A 14,652-nucleotide genomic window follows, 5' to 3' on the forward strand; every position below is an offset into this window, starting at 1 on the left:
GAATAAATCAAATATTATTAACTATTTACTCACACCCACTTCTAAGACTTGATAAGTCGGGTTTTTAAAATCAGTATTTGTAAACACCCTGATAGAAATAGAAACCCGACTATCTTAGATTGCTATGTGGGTTCCGAAGGGATACTCAGATTAAATATCTACTCTTCCACCGCTCCTTTGAGTGCAAGTTGCTGTTGTTTGACATGGGGAACATAACTAAAATTAGAGTTTGAGACTCCATTTGCCACAACCCCAAGTAAATTCAACTTACCAAGCATCGCAGTAGCTTGTGCAACTTGGGTACGAGTTACCTTGCCAATACTTGCTACCATGATTACACCGCGACAAGTTGATGCTGTGAGTAAAGCATCCACCAAACCAAGCACTGAAGACCCATCCAAGATGACTAAATCGTAATTTTCTTCAAATGCACTCATCAATTCTTCCATACGAGGAGAGCTTAATAGATTCGCTGGGTCTTCTGGAATTGGTCCTGCGGTTAAGATGTCTATATAAGATGAGCCTGAAGATTGAAGAGTTATCTGGTTCGGTAGAGCTACATCGCTTGTTAACAAAGTAGAAAGACCTTGTTCGTTGGGAAGATTGAGATTTTTATGTACGCTAGGGTCGCGTAAATTGGCATCAATTAATAATACCTTTTTATGCAAGCGAGCAGCACTCATGGCTAAACCCAAAGCTAAAGCTGATTTACCTTCATCGGGTAACGCTGAAGTTACCATCAAAGATTTAAAGGTAGAAACAGAATTGAGCAATTCTATATTTTTATAGATTAGGTCGAGGGATTCCCAACGCGGTGGTGATTGCAACACCTGAATTGTCCAAGGAGCAAGAACTTCTGGCTTGCCAAAGGGTAATCTAAATATGGGTTCTTTGGCTTTTGCAGGAGGTAATTTAGGAGTTGTTCCTAACAAGGGGATGGCAATTTGTTTTTCTAATTCAGCAGTAGTCCGAACCGCATCATCACCGGCTTCGCGAGCAAAAGCTGCTATCCCTCCTAACATCAAACCAACTACTCCACCCAACATCAGGTTTTGTTGCAGATTTGGACCTAAGTAATTTCCTTCTTGGGGTTCTTCCACTACTTCCCAGTTAAATCCACCTTTGTCCAGTTCTTGCTCCAATTCTTGTTCTACTTTCAAAAGCTGCTGTAAGCGTTGACGGGTCAAGTCTACCTGGGGCTGTAAGCGGTTATACTGAGCTAATAGGAGAGGAAATTTTTTCAGTGCTTCGTTAAGCTGTTCTTCTCTTTGCGCCAAACTTTGGTCACGAGCAGCTAAAGCAAACAAATTTGTTTGGGTTTCTGCTAAGCTACTAGCTAGGTTCAGGTCTGTTTGAGAAAGCTGTCCTTGATTGAGTATTTCACCCGAATCGATCGCGCTTGCATCGGTATTACTCCCTCCTAAAGCCCGTCCGACTTCTTGTTGTAATAACTGTTTTTGTTCTACAAGCTGTTCTTTGAGCTTTAAAACGTCCGGATGACTTTCTGTAAAACGCAAATTGGCTTGGGCGATCGCCAGTTCGGTTTTTTGGATTTCGTTGAGCAAGGATTGGTAGCGAGTTGACTGACTCAAACGAGAAGAGACCAGTGCATTTTGAGGAGTTTGTTTTAATTGTTGTTGTAAAGAGTTGAGCCGAGCTTGAGCTTCTTTATATTGATTACGAGTTGTGGTTCGTTCTTGCTGAATATTATTTAAAGCGTCTTCATAAGCTTTAGCTTGTGTAGAAGGATCTGTTAAATTCTCAGTTTTGCGAAACCTTAATAATTGCGCTTCTGCTTTGTTTAGCTCGTCAGCGACATTTTTTTTCTGTTCCCTGACAACTCTCAGACCATTTCCTAAACGCTTTCTCTGCTGCTCTTTGTTGTAATCGAGATAAACTTGCCGTATAGCTTCTAATACTTTTTGAGTCTTTACTGGGTCTTGACCTGTATACTCAATGCGGAATATTTTAGTTGCAGTATTATCTTCTTTTGACCTTAGTTGCTCTAAGGATAAAGCACTTTTAATATTATTTACACTTATCTCCGGATATTCAGGCTTGAGTTTCTCAACTGCTTCTTTTATAAGTGAAGAACTACCCATTAAATTCAACTGAGTAGCGGTATCTATCTTCACATTAGAGTCCGTAAACTGATTTTTGCCTATTTCCGTTCCTTCTGCTTTTGCTTGATAATTTGGCTCTACTAGCAGTTCCATTGAACTCTTGTATGTAGGCGCGGTTCTTTTGTATATATAATAACCCGCTCCTACGGAAGCCAGAAATACGATCAAAAACCAAGGAAATCGCCGGATTAATACCGCAAACAGTTGTCCGTAACCCGGTTCTGTATCAGCCGCTGGATTTACATGGGGACTTAGACTGGCTTGATTCACTTTATTAATTTCCTCAGCTAACAAATCAGAGACTGCGATCGCTGTATTTCACTAGTTTGGTCGATGACTTGTTCGACTTTACTAAAAAATGCCTCTTCCGAAAAATTGGCTACAGCATGATTGCGGATGTTATCGTAATTCCAATAGATTTCCCTGGCTTCTAATAATGCGGTTTGTAGAGAATCAGGTGTTTGCCTTTTGAAAAAGACTCCTGTTTTACCAGGTACCTGAGTATCTAAAACTCCTCCGGCTCCGAAAGCTACTACTGGTGTTCCACTAGCATTTGCTTCTACCGGAACCAATCCGTAATCTTCTAAGGCTGCAACTATTACTGATTTTGCCTTAGAAAACAATTGGGTACGTTCTAAATCTGATACGTGACCCACAAATTCGATATTTTTCAAAGCTTTTGATTGTAAGCGTTCTTTTTCTGGACCGTCACCTGATATTTTGAGATGCCATCCCAGCCAGTTAAAAGCTTCTACTATTATATCAAGTCGTTTGTAACCGATCATTCTTGCAGATGCAAGAAAATAATCATCTTTGGAATCTGAATAAACAAATTTACTCGTATCAATCGGGTAGTTAATAACTATTGCTTTTTTACCATAAGTACTTTTGATCCGTCGTGCAACAACACTAGAATTCGCAATGTACAGGTCTGGTTCTTGTGCATAAGTTAAGTCTACATTTCTCATCAACTGAAAAACTTTCTCAATTAATGGAGCAAAGTACTGATAGTCAGCATATTCTCTTAAATAAGTTTCTGTATCCCAAAGAAAACGAGTCACATTATGACAAAAGCAAATATGCCGTGCTTTGGGGCTTTTTCGTACAGCTTTGGCAAAGCTAGTACTACTACTAATAATTAAATCATATTCTTGTAAATCTAAAGCCCTAAAAGCAGGAAAATACAAAGGAGCCATGAGGCGAAAGTATTTTGCAGCACCAGGAATATTTTGTAAGTAAGTCGTGTTGACTATCCGTTCACCTAGGTCAATAGTTTTTTGAGCATCGTATAAAGATGTAAAAATATCAGCTTCAGGAAAACGTTTACAAAGCAATTCAAATACTCGTTCTGCGCCACCTTTTTGGGTTAAATAATCATGGACTAAAGCAACTTTCATGTTGTTCCCTATAAAATTACACTTCGACCGCAAGCAAGAAAAAAAACTTAATTTGGAAAGTGTTTTTTACATTTAAATCCTGAATAATTATTACTGTTTTTTGTTTATTTAATAAATGATTTTTACTACCAATGGCAATAGATAAATTTAATCTTTAAAAAATATTTCGTGACTGGAAAACATTGCTTGCTTCAAGCTAGAAGGTAAATTTGGGGTTTGTGAATTGTAGACTGCAATTGCTTGATGTTTTGTTTCTTTAAAATTGCCAATAAACAAGCGATAAGCTTTACTTTTTTTCTGCAAATATTTATGAGAAGATAAGGGATTTCGCCACAACATCCAAATCGGATATTGTAAAAGTTCTATAGGCATTTTAGAAGCTTTAATCGCACTGTCAACTAAAGAGTAAGTTGCTTCATGATCTGGATGTCCATCGTGATGATGAGGAACGTAAACTTCTTGCGGTTCAAAAGATTGAATAATTTCAACTAATTTATTAATTAATAAGTTCCGTTGTTCGGGAGATAATTGAGCTAGGCTTCCATCGGCTGCACCGAGGAATTGCGTTTGCGATGGTTGAATACCCAAAATATTCAAAGCGCTTGATGCTTCTTGTTGACGGTATTCGATAATATTTTCTGGTTCAATCCAATTTGGTCTACCATAACGTCCATCTGTGAGGAACACTACTTTGACTGGTATTCCTTGGGAACGCTTCAGGGCGATCGCTCCTCCACAACCGATAGTTTCGTCATCCTGGTGGGGAGAAAAGACTATGGCTGGCTTGTTACTCACCTCGATAGGTTTGCTTTTAAAACGTAAAAGCCAATTGTAATGTACATTATAATTAGTATCTCTAAGTGCGGCTCCTAAACTAATTCGCAATTGATTTAAAGACAGTTTAAACATATGTTAATAAATCTTTTTTTATACCTTGTTGTAACATGATTTTTTCAATGGTTTCTCGATACACCTGAGCAAATCTATCTCTGGTATGATTTTTTCGGACAAACTCCCAAGATTTTCTGGCCATTTGTTCAAGTTGTGATGGATTTAAACTAGAAATATTCTGAATACTCTGTTTAATTTCTTCGACAGTATTTTCTTTTAAAATAACTCCATAATCATCGCTAACATCTACACTTGATTCATAACTAACAATGGGAATTAAACCTGTATGCATACAATTTATAACGCATCCGCCACCACCTTCGGAGCATGTTGGATAAACAATTCCTAGACAACTATTAACAATGTCTATAAATTTTTGCGAGTTCACATCAACCCAACCAATTGTATGAATATTCGGAGTTTGATAAAGTTCTTGATAAAAAGCTGTTTTAAAATCGTCTTCTCGTTCAATTGGTCCGCAAATAGTTAAATTGTAATCTGGCATTTGGGAAAAGGCATCTAAAAGTAAGTCTAATCCTTTGTGAACCAAACCACCGCTACCAAACCAAAGAAAGTTTTTCCGACAAGCTGCAAAATCTTTATCTTCAGGAAAAGGATAAAGCCTTGGAGCAGAAATAGGAATTCGATACAGGGGTTTATTTGCGTATTTAAATGTGTTTAGAGTAAACTCGTTACCAAGAACTGTCGCGCAATCGGCGTATTCGATGGCTTGATTTGGTTGCTCGAATCTTTTCGGACTTAAAGTAATGCCGCGTCGTTGCTGTAATCTTAATAATCTATTTGCTTCAGCAGCATTGTGGAATAAAATATGCGCTGTATCGGAATGAAATATTTTTAGACAATCTTTATTCAGAAAGGGTACACATCTTTGTAAGTTCCAACGTGTTTCAATAAAAAACGTATAATCTTTGCTCGGAAGAAATACATCGTTATAAAACCATATAACATCAACGTTGTAGCCGAAGTCTAAAAAAGTTTTAGCCATTTGCAAGCATTCCCAATGTTGAGTATGGGAAGTTGGAACGGGTTCACCTGGTTTCAAAGTAAATGGATTGACAACGTAAGAAATAAGTACGTTTCCAATTGCTGGTTTATCTGGTTGAATTGAAACCATACGCCGTCTTTCGAGACGACCTTGGATTCTATCTGCGACTACACTAATATTATCTGCTACGCGCTTAACTAAATTGGTTTGCATAAATACCCCTGGGAAAACTCTATTAAATTTTAACTAACTAAGAGAAGTGGAGTGAAGGATATTTAATCTTTTAATTAACAAAAATCCTTCACTACCCAAATTATTTATTCTCTACTACTTCGGTCAACTTATTAGATAATCCATGATATGTTTGGTGGTTATTTTATCTAGCTAGTGCCAAAGTTTTGCTGTTGGCAAATGTTGTATTTTGTTCTTCCCGTAACTTGTCGCAAAGTCTATCTTGTGGTAGTTCTACATCATCGTAGGTAAGAACTTGGTCTTTGACAATATCTTGCTTTAAACGGCATCCTTCTGCTAGACCCATTGGGAGTAGATTTTGTTCGCGAACAATTTCGGAATTTTCGCATTGACCGTAGGTCATGTAGTACCCAATACCATCAAGGGTATCACCAGCTTTGAGGTCAATTTTGGCAGTAGTTACCACATCGACTAAGGGGCCTCCCAAGGGAGAGATCACAGCGTCTTTAAATAGTACGGCTCTGGCTACTGATAAAGGTACTTCAAAATGGCATAAGTGATAAGGAGTATAAAAGCTGTAAAGAGGTCCTTCACCCAATTTATATAAATTCAGATAGTGCTGCTGTTTGGGGTCGTCGTGAGTTGCAAAAACGAATACTCCGGGACCGGGTTTAGCACCGACAACATAATCAACAATACCGCCAAGTTGCTTTAATTGTTCCACATCATACATCGAGGTCATTTCATCAACATGACCTTTAAAGTCGTATCCCAGCATTCCCCGTTGAGCAACTTTCATTCCCGTAGCGTTAGCAACAATGGCTTGCTCAAAGGAAATTTTGCTTCCATCAGCGAAGCTAGTCACCATGTGAGGCTTTTGTCCCCAACGTTTAGCAAATGCTTCTTGAGTGGTAGGATTACGATAGGGGTCTTGTAGCCCTTTGATGTTTCCACACAGCAACGGAGTTAAACCAATGCTCTTAACAAACCGATAAAGGTTCATTTCGACCCCCGGTTGGTCTCCGTCACAAGCTGAGAGGATAACTCCGGCTTTATCGGCATACACTTTCAAAATAGAACCGATAGTACCGTCAAGTTCCGCATTCATCATAATGATATGCTTATGATGAGCGATGGCTTCCATGACAACGTGAGCGCCAAACTCGATCGCCCCAGTGACTTCAATAATTGCATCAATACCTTCAGCGCGACACAGCAACATTGCATCTTCAGTTACTGCATATCCACCTTGTCTGATGACATCTTCCAAATCCGTAACACCGGAAATTTCTTTAACAGTTTCAATTCCGGCTTCTGTATAAGCCCGTTTCGCAGCATCTATATTCCGGTTAGAAATTGCCACTAATTCCATTCCAGGAACCGAATTAGCAATTTGATTGGCAATTCCGCGACCCATAAAACCAGCACCAATCATTGCTACTTTTACCGGGTTTGCGGCTTCGGCGCGTGCTTGTAAAGCGCGGTCTACAATAATCATTAATTTAACTCCTGTTAGATATTATATTTTTCTGAATCAAGGGAGTAGGCACTCAACATGACCGTTTTTCTCACTACTCCCTACTCACTTACAAGTCAGTAGGGAGTAATTAGGAAGCACCACCAACAGTCATCATTCTCATCAAAGGCCACTTCGTATCTTTTTCAGACATTTCAGTTGCTTCAAGAGGCCATTGGATGTTGAAAAATGGGTCATCATAGCGTAAACCCTTTTCGTATCCGGGGGTATAAAATTCACCTACCATATACATAACTTCACAGCCATCGGTTAGTGCTTGATAGCCGTGAGCAAACATTTCTGGTACATACAAAGCACGATGATTGTCTGCTGTTAATTCCACACCGAAATGTTGTAAATAAGTAGGAGATTCAGGACGCATATCAATAATTACGTCATAAATAGCACCTTTTGTGCAGCGAATTAACTTTGTTTCTGCGGCTGGAGCTACTTGATAGTGCATTCCCCGTAAAGTACCTTTCTTATGGTTAAAGGATAAATTACATTGGGCAACTGTTGACTTTAAACCATGTGCTTCGAGTTCTTGAGCGCAGAAAGTACGAGCAAAGAAGCCACGAGTATCGTGTTTTTCTTCTAAGTCGATCATGTAAGCTCCTTGCAGTTCAGTTTCGGTAAAAATCATGGCAACCTAATCAAAGAATAATTGTGTTTTGAGATATTATTTTTAGATATTTGGGTACGGTTATTTATCTTTCCGTACCCGTTTGATTTATGAGATGAAATATAGCTTTGCTATTTCTTAGCCCAGAAGAAATCTTTGTCAATTTGTTGCGTGCGAATCAAATACTCTAACTGTTTTAAACGAGTAAAACCTCTAGAGAAAAATATTTCCTCTGTCAGATCAATTTGACTAAACACATCAAATAATTGTTTAGCTCCCGAACGTGCATCCCAATCGCATTTAAAGCCAGGTAAAATAGTATTGATTTTTTCAAAAGAAACTCGATAGCTACGGTTATCTGAACCACTATCGCCAAAGCTCAATTTACATCCAGGAAAGGCTTCAGCAACAAATTCAGCTATTTCCTTAACTCGATAATTATTATTCGTATCTCCGACGTTAAATATTTGGTTGTGTACAATATCACGAGGAGATTCTATTGCACAAATAATTGCTTTAGAAATATCCAAGGCATGAACTAATGGTCTCCAAGGAGTACCATCGCTAGTCATTTTGATTTCTTTGGTAGTCCAGGCTAAACCTGCTAAATTATTTAAAACAATATCAAACCGCATTCTTGGAGAAGCACCGAAAGCTGTTGCATTCCGCATGAAGGTTGGGGAAAAATCATCGCTAGCAAGTGGTTTGACATCTCGTTCTACAAAGGTTTTACATTCTGCGTAAGCAGTTTGCGGATTAACCGGCGATTCTTCGGTAACATCACCTTCCGTAGCAACACCATAAACACTACAGGAAGACATATACACGAAGCGACGGACACCCGCTTGTTTCGCTAGTTTGGCAAGACGAACCGAACCAGCATGGTTGATATCGTAGGTAATATTTGGTGATAATTGTCCGGTAGGATCATTTGATAGTTCAGCCATGTGAACTATTGCTTCGACACCTTGTAAGTCTTCTATAGTAATATGGCGAATATCTTTATTTAAAGTTTTAGCAGTAGTTTGGGTACCGTTGTACAACCAACCAACTTTGTAATAACCAGTGTCTACACCAATAACTTCATGTCCTCGTTCCATTAACAAAGGAGCTAGCAAACAACCAAGATAACCTTCAGTACCAGTAACAAGAATTTTCATTGATTTCAATACCTATGGATAACTATTTAATGATTAACTTTTAAACCTACTAGCAATTAACTGCTACTGATTTTAGATGTGCTTGTTCGGGAATTTCTGCGACTACAGCTTTACCAATTTCAATCGAAGAAGTAGCTGCTGGAGAAGGAGCATTGCACACATGAACGGAGTTTTGACCTTTGACAATCAAAAAGTCGTCTACTAATTTACCGTCATTCATCAAAGCTTGAGCGCGGACACCCGCATGGGTAGGAAGCACATCTTGCGATCGCACTTCGGGAATCAAGTTTTGCAAGCTTTTCACAAAGGCTGCTTTACTGAATGATCGAATAATTTCTTTGATTCCTTCATCTGAGTGCTTTGCTGCTAGTTTCCAGAAGCCCGGATAACTCATCACTTCCGCAAAATCACGTAAATCAAAATCTGTTTTCTTATAACCTTCACGCTTGAGACTAAGTACAGCGTTCGGTCCTGCGTGAACTGTACCGTCTATCATTCGGGTAAAGTGAACACCAAGAAAGGGAAAATCTGGATTAGGTACGGGATAAATTAAGCCCTTGACTAAATGACGTTTTTCTGGAGTTAATTCGTAATATTCTCCCCGGAAAGGTACAATTTTAGCTTGGGGATCGACATTACCTAATTTAGCTACACGGTCGGAATATAATCCAGCGCAGTTAATTACAAAACGAGTTTCAAAGCTACCATTATTGGTTTCTAAAACCTGGTTTTCACCGCTATTAACTATTTTCTGAACTTTGGTGTTAAATTTAATTTCACCACCTTGTTTTTCGATGATTTGGGCGTATTTCTGGCAAACTTGCTTATAATTTACAATACCAGTTGATGCTACCCAAATTCCTGCTACACTACTTACATGGGGTTCGATTTCTTTGACTTGTTCACTGGTAATTCTTTTTACTTCTATACCATTTTCTAAACCTCGCTTGTAGAGGTTGTCCAAACGAGGCAGTTCTTGAGGAGAAGTTGCCACAATCACTTTACCGCATACTTCATGGTCGATATCGTGTTCTTGGCAAAACTGTACCATCGAACGACAACCTTCACGGGAAAATTTAGCTTTGAAACTACCAGGTTTATAGTAAATACCTGAATGAATAACGCCGCTATTATTACCAGTTTGGTGAAACGCTACTTCCAACTCTTTTTCCAAAACTAAAATTCTTGCTTTTGGATAGCGTTTACCTAAAGCCATACTGGTAGAAAGACCGACTATACCCCCACCAACAATAATGAAATCATACATTTGTCAAATCGGCTCCCCTGTAACTAAAGTAATCAAAAAATTTACAATAATCAATCTGAGTTTAGAAGTTAAAAGTTACAATTATGATACTTAATAATTAAAAACTCATAACTCATAATTATTTACCTAGTTATTTACCAAACCTTCCAAGGAGCTTCGTTATTCTTCCAAAGGGTTTCTAAATAATTTTTATCTCGCAAAGTATCCATTGGTTGCCAAAAGCCATCATGTTTATAAGCTGATAACTGTTCCATCTCAGCTAACTTTTCTAATGGTTCTTTTTCCCAAACTGTGGAATCACCTTGGATAAAATCAATGACTTGGGGTTCTAAGATAAAGAAGCCACCATTAATCCAAGCATTGTCTCCTTCTGGTTTTTCCCGGAAGCTGGTAATTTTAGTTTGCTCCTGTCCTAGAACAATTGCACCAAAACGTCCTGGTGGCTGTACTGCGCTTAAAGTTGCTAAAGATTGTTGTTCTTTGTGGAATTTTATCAGGTTAGTCACATTAACGTTACTAACACCATCACCATAGGTAAAGCAAAAAGTTTCGTTACCAATATGTTCTTTGACTCGTTTTAATCGTCCACCCGTTAAGGTATTATCTCCTGTATCTACTAAGGTGACTCGCCAAGGTTCTGCATAACCAGAATGCACGTTCATCTGATTAAACCGCATATCAAAGGTTACGTCGGACATATGTAAGAAGTAGTTAGCAAAATACTCTTTAATTACGTACCCTTTATAACCACAACAGATAATAAAGTCATTAATACCGTGAGCGGAATAGATTTTCATGATGTGCCAAAGAATCGGCTTACCACCAATTTCTACCATTGGCTTCGGTCTAACGCTGGTTTCTTCACTTAAGCGTGTACCAAGACCTCCAGCCAAAATTACTGCTTTCATAAAAACTGCCTCTAGTTTTTTCGGTAGATGATTGAATAGTTTTTTTTATGATTCATATAGAGAAAACCTATTTTTTTATTTTCTCAGTATATAATCTAACCGTATTTTTACTGTAAATTATAAAGACGAGATAAATATAGCTGTTTTCTCTATGAAAAAATCAAAAAGCTTGGTTTCATTAAAAGGTAGGCATCAAAAATAAATAATTTTACCAGAACAAAGCCTGTCAAATCACTTTGTTTAGTTTCATAAAGTTAAGACTAAATAAATTTATTTTCATAAAAAACTAATATGACAAAAGACCGAAATATTATTGATTAATTGCTGATAACTGTTACCCGGTAGTCGCCCCAATAGTTATCACATCAATTCCTATTAATTACGTATTTTTCTCTGGTAAGAATTTAAATTAAATCCTTTCTTTCTGCTTAAACTTACCTTTAAGGGCATTTTATCGTTAATTAACCTCATCTGTTGTACTTTTGCTCGCAAAATCAAAGAATAATCAACAAAGCAAAACCTATTTTAATTGCCGTTTTTATTCCTCACAATCTTCCTCTGAAATTTTGATATCAGTTACTCTCAACTACTCGTACTTTAGCTTTGTTTGATATTACAAATTTTACAGCCTTGATGAGGAACTAGTAGGTCGGAAAGACACAGTAGACAATATGCCATTCTTACATAACTGTGATGCAATTACAAACAACATCACCAGTAATAAATCATCATAAATCGAAGAATATAGTAAATCTATCTAGTCAATTGACATCAGTAATATAACTGATTAACTATGAAAATATATATAAATTATTAGGTATTTGTATCAGTATTTTTCTGGTGATGAACAAGCAAAAGTTTAAGTTGAAAATGGCGATAGGCGTTCACCGCAGGTGCGGCTTAGCCTTGCCCGAAGGGATCGCCATTTTGATGTTTGGGATGCTGCTAATCAGTTCTGTTTATTCAACCATAAAGTGCTGTATTTATAATGAATCAGCGCGGATGCGATATTATAGCGGTTTTCAATTTGGTGTAATACAAATTTACCTCACAAATTACGAATTATATTCACCCTGCCCAAAGCCTCCCCTCTCCGATGCCTTGGAGAGGGGAAGGGCGTGAGGTTTTAGTGTATTGGACTCAACTGAAATTTGCTATATTTCGCATCCGCGCTGATTAATTTAATTTAATTTAATTTAATTTAATTTAATTTAATTGTTTTGAAATAAAATTAAAATATTACTTACTTAATGTTAATTACGCAGTACAAATTATTAGCTTCTAATATACTTATAGCAGCTAACAACAAATAAAAATTGGATATCCGAACTATTTTTATTGTGCGGTTACACTTGTCCTTTGAAATAAAGTATCGCATTTGTTGTCAACAACAACGCAAATGCTGCTAAGGGCTTGCTGATAATTATCCATGTCATCTTGCTCCAGAGAGATTTTAGCTGCTTTTTGTAAATCTTCAATCGCTTGTTGACGATACAGATTAGATTCTCCTCCGCCATACTGAGCTAGTTCGTAACGAACTAAACCTCGTTTGAGATAGACTTTTGGCAATTTAGAATTAAGCTGCAATGCTTGATTAAAATCTTCAAGAGCTTTTTTATATTCTTGGTCAAAGTTGCTGCTATATTGAGCTAATTGATAGCGAACTAAACCTCTTTGATAAAAAGCTTCGGGTCTTGAGGATTCAATTTGTAACGCTCGGTTAAAATCGTCAATTGCTCGTAAATAATCTTTCTGGGAATCACCACTGAATTTAGCGATTTGAGAACGGACGATACCTCTTCTGATATAAGCTTCTACCTCGTCACTGTCAATGGAAAGCGCATGATTGTAATCTTCAACTGCCAATTTATATTCTTTGTCTGGGTCGCTACTATATTCAGCAAGCATATAGCGGACGTTACCACGATTGACAAAAGCTTTGACTTCGTTTGGATTTAATTTTACAGCATGAGTGTAGTCTGTAAGGGCTGCTTCATATTCTTTTAAGTTGTAATGGGAATTACCACGATTGACGTAAGCCCTGGAATTTTGAGGATTTTTTTGAATTTCTTGGGCAAAATTAGCAATAGCTTCTTCGTATTTCTGTAGTTTATAGGCAGCACGACCCTGCTTATAATAATCTGTGAAGCTGTTATTATGATCGATTTCTTTGGAACTAACCAAAGTTTGTTGAGCGTACTGATTTTTCTCAACGGTAGAACTTGTAAACTTTGTCGCTATATCTAAATAGCCCAATGTCAAAAAGCCAAGCAAGCACAAAATCACCGGGTAAAATCTGGGTTTGTTATTCGGTTGATAGTAAGAAATATTCTGAATAATTTGCGGGCTGCGACGATAAGTAGCAGTTGTTGGTTTGGGTGCAGTTGCAGTTACAGTAGCAGCAGTCCGTCTTCTGGAAGTTGTGGCTGTACGCCTCCGTTTAGGCTTGGGGCGGGGCTTCAAATGTTGCTTGTTTTCCACAGCTTGAATTGATGGAAAAGGATCTCTTCCACCTAATTTTGCACTGCGCTCGCACCAAGGACATTTATGCTGGTGGTTACTGTGGAGATGCTGGGGGTTTTTCTGACATCGTACCAAAGCATTTTCGGCTTCAGTTAATGCCAACAGCCAGGTTTGAGCATTCGGACGAATCTGGGGGTTATTATGACCATCTTCAAAACAACGGACGAAAAGCTGTTGTAGGGTAGGGTGAAGAACATTCCAAGATGGTGCAATGGGTGTGGGGGTGTAAGGTACGTGACGATTGACGCTGTAAGTAAAATGCCCTTTGGCAATGCGTGCTTCATAGGGTGGTGGTTCGCCTACACTTTGAAAAATTCCAGAAAATGGATGGGTACCTTCCATCAAAAGTTGAAATATCAGTACTCCTAATCCAAATAAATCGTGAGGAATAGCGCGATCGCACTCGGAAAATGTCTTATTTTGTAGTTCTGGTGGGGTAAATTCTGGTTTACCTACGGGAGTGCGATAAACTATATTGGTTTGAGGGTCTCGCACTTGAAACGAATCCGTGTCTACCACCGTTACCAATGCCGTATCGCTGACTAAAATATTCGATTCATTGACATCACCGACGCAATACCCGCTTGCGTGCAAAGCAGCGAAAGCCGCAGCCAAATTACGAGCAGTGCGAAGCAGGTACTGATAGTTAAATAAAGGACAATGCTGGCGACGAGTCCTCGGATTGTAAAAATCGATGATGGGACGCATTCCCCGAATACGCGGCATGGTAAAACCAATAATTTGGTTGCTACCGTCTGCTGCTCTGATCAATTCGGAAGGCCAAGCAATCGAGATATGTCCTAAAGATGCCGTGGGATTTTCTGGTGGATGAAGAACCATCGCTTCTAGCTTATGAGCTTTTTCAAGAGTCGGCTTGTGGTAAACTTTGGCGACTAGTTCGGCATCTGAGTCTATGGTGTAGATGCACGCTTCACCACCACGCCCCAAACTGATGTTAAGGTCAATGGGAATATTTTTTTGATTGCCAACAGAGCGTAGTACCTGCATTTTAATTTAAAATTACACTTTATAGTTTAAATTTGACTG

At 38.3% G+C, this 14,652-nt stretch carries 10 protein-coding genes; all 10 read right to left on the reverse strand.

What is annotated here, in order from left to right:
* Window positions 1-158: 158 nt before the first annotated feature.
* The 10 genes from IQ247_RS03525 to IQ247_RS03570 all read right to left on the reverse strand — a co-directional run bounded on the left by IQ247_RS03525 (window position 159) and on the right by IQ247_RS03570 (window position 14,613).
* The gene (locus IQ247_RS03525) at window positions 159-2,393 is read right to left on the reverse strand and encodes a GumC family protein (RefSeq protein ID WP_193917099.1); all 2,235 of its coding nucleotides are present in this window, start codon (window positions 2,391-2,393) and stop codon (window positions 159-161) included.
* Window positions 2,394-2,410: 17 nt separating this feature from the next.
* Complete coding sequence (locus IQ247_RS03530) at window positions 2,411-3,520, reverse strand: glycosyltransferase (protein ID WP_193917101.1); 1,110 nt, start codon at window positions 3,518-3,520, stop codon at window positions 2,411-2,413.
* Between the two features lie 147 nt (window positions 3,521-3,667).
* A complete protein-coding gene (locus tag IQ247_RS03535) occupies window positions 3,668-4,429 on the reverse strand; it encodes a PIG-L deacetylase family protein (protein ID WP_193917102.1) in 762 nt (253 codons plus the stop codon).
* On the reverse strand, window positions 4,422-5,630 hold the full coding sequence (locus IQ247_RS03540; RefSeq protein WP_193917104.1) for a glycosyltransferase: 1,209 nt from the start codon (window positions 5,628-5,630) through the stop codon (window positions 4,422-4,424). The genes IQ247_RS03535 and IQ247_RS03540 overlap by 8 nt, the downstream gene beginning before the upstream one ends.
* 163 nt (window positions 5,631-5,793) lie before the next feature.
* Window positions 5,794-7,107, reverse strand: a complete 1,314-nt coding sequence (locus IQ247_RS03545; RefSeq protein ID WP_193917106.1) for an NAD(P)H-dependent oxidoreductase — start codon at window positions 7,105-7,107, stop codon at window positions 5,794-5,796.
* A 109-nt stretch (window positions 7,108-7,216) separates the two neighbouring features.
* The gene (gene rfbC / locus IQ247_RS03550) at window positions 7,217-7,768 is read right to left on the reverse strand and encodes a dTDP-4-dehydrorhamnose 3,5-epimerase (RefSeq protein ID WP_193917108.1); all 552 of its coding nucleotides are present in this window, start codon (window positions 7,766-7,768) and stop codon (window positions 7,217-7,219) included.
* A 110-nt stretch (window positions 7,769-7,878) separates the two neighbouring features.
* The gene (locus tag IQ247_RS03555; protein WP_193917110.1) at window positions 7,879-8,907 is read right to left on the reverse strand and encodes an NAD-dependent epimerase/dehydratase family protein; all 1,029 of its coding nucleotides are present in this window, start codon (window positions 8,905-8,907) and stop codon (window positions 7,879-7,881) included.
* 49 nt (window positions 8,908-8,956) lie between these two features.
* Window positions 8,957-10,174 (reverse strand): L-2-hydroxyglutarate dehydrogenase, encoded by a 1,218-nt coding sequence (lhgD, locus tag IQ247_RS03560; RefSeq protein WP_193917112.1) that lies wholly within the window; start codon window positions 10,172-10,174, stop codon window positions 8,957-8,959.
* 134 nt (window positions 10,175-10,308) lie between these two features.
* Window positions 10,309-11,082 carry a glucose-1-phosphate cytidylyltransferase gene (gene rfbF / locus IQ247_RS03565; RefSeq protein WP_193917114.1) on the reverse strand — a complete coding sequence of 258 codons (774 nt, stop codon included), beginning with the start codon at window positions 11,080-11,082 and terminating at the stop codon, window positions 10,309-10,311.
* Window positions 11,083-12,417: 1,335 nt separating this feature from the next.
* The gene (locus IQ247_RS03570) at window positions 12,418-14,613 is read right to left on the reverse strand and encodes a tetratricopeptide repeat protein (protein ID WP_193917116.1); all 2,196 of its coding nucleotides are present in this window, start codon (window positions 14,611-14,613) and stop codon (window positions 12,418-12,420) included.
* Window positions 14,614-14,652 lie beyond the last annotated feature (39 nt).

Source organism: Plectonema cf. radiosum LEGE 06105 (genome assembly GCF_015207665.1).
GTDB classification, from domain to species: domain Bacteria; phylum Cyanobacteriota; class Cyanobacteriia; order Cyanobacteriales; family Nostocaceae; genus Rivularia; species Rivularia radiosa_A.

Excerpts from the sequence above, each read along its gene's own strand:
- IQ247_RS03530 (WP_193917101.1), bottom strand. The coding sequence starts at position 3,520 with ATGAAAGTTGCTTTAGTCCATGATTATTTAACCCAAAAAGGTGGCGCA.
- IQ247_RS03535 (WP_193917102.1), bottom strand. The coding sequence starts at position 4,429 with ATGTTTAAACTGTCTTTAAATCAATTGCGAATTAGTTTAGGAGCCGCA.
- IQ247_RS03540 (WP_193917104.1), bottom strand. The coding sequence starts at position 5,630 with ATGCAAACCAATTTAGTTAAGCGCGTAGCAGATAATATTAGTGTAGTC.
- IQ247_RS03545 (WP_193917106.1), bottom strand. The coding sequence starts at position 7,107 with ATGATTATTGTAGACCGCGCTTTACAAGCACGCGCCGAAGCCGCAAAC.
- rfbC (WP_193917108.1), bottom strand. The coding sequence starts at position 7,768 with ATGATTTTTACCGAAACTGAACTGCAAGGAGCTTACATGATCGACTTA.
- IQ247_RS03555 (WP_193917110.1), bottom strand. The coding sequence starts at position 8,907 with ATGAAAATTCTTGTTACTGGTACTGAAGGTTATCTTGGTTGTTTGCTA.
- lhgD (WP_193917112.1), bottom strand. The coding sequence starts at position 10,174 with ATGTATGATTTCATTATTGTTGGTGGGGGTATAGTCGGTCTTTCTACC.
- rfbF (WP_193917114.1), bottom strand. The coding sequence starts at position 11,082 with ATGAAAGCAGTAATTTTGGCTGGAGGTCTTGGTACACGCTTAAGTGAA.
- IQ247_RS03570 (WP_193917116.1), bottom strand. The coding sequence starts at position 14,613 with ATGCAGGTACTACGCTCTGTTGGCAATCAAAAAAATATTCCCATTGAC.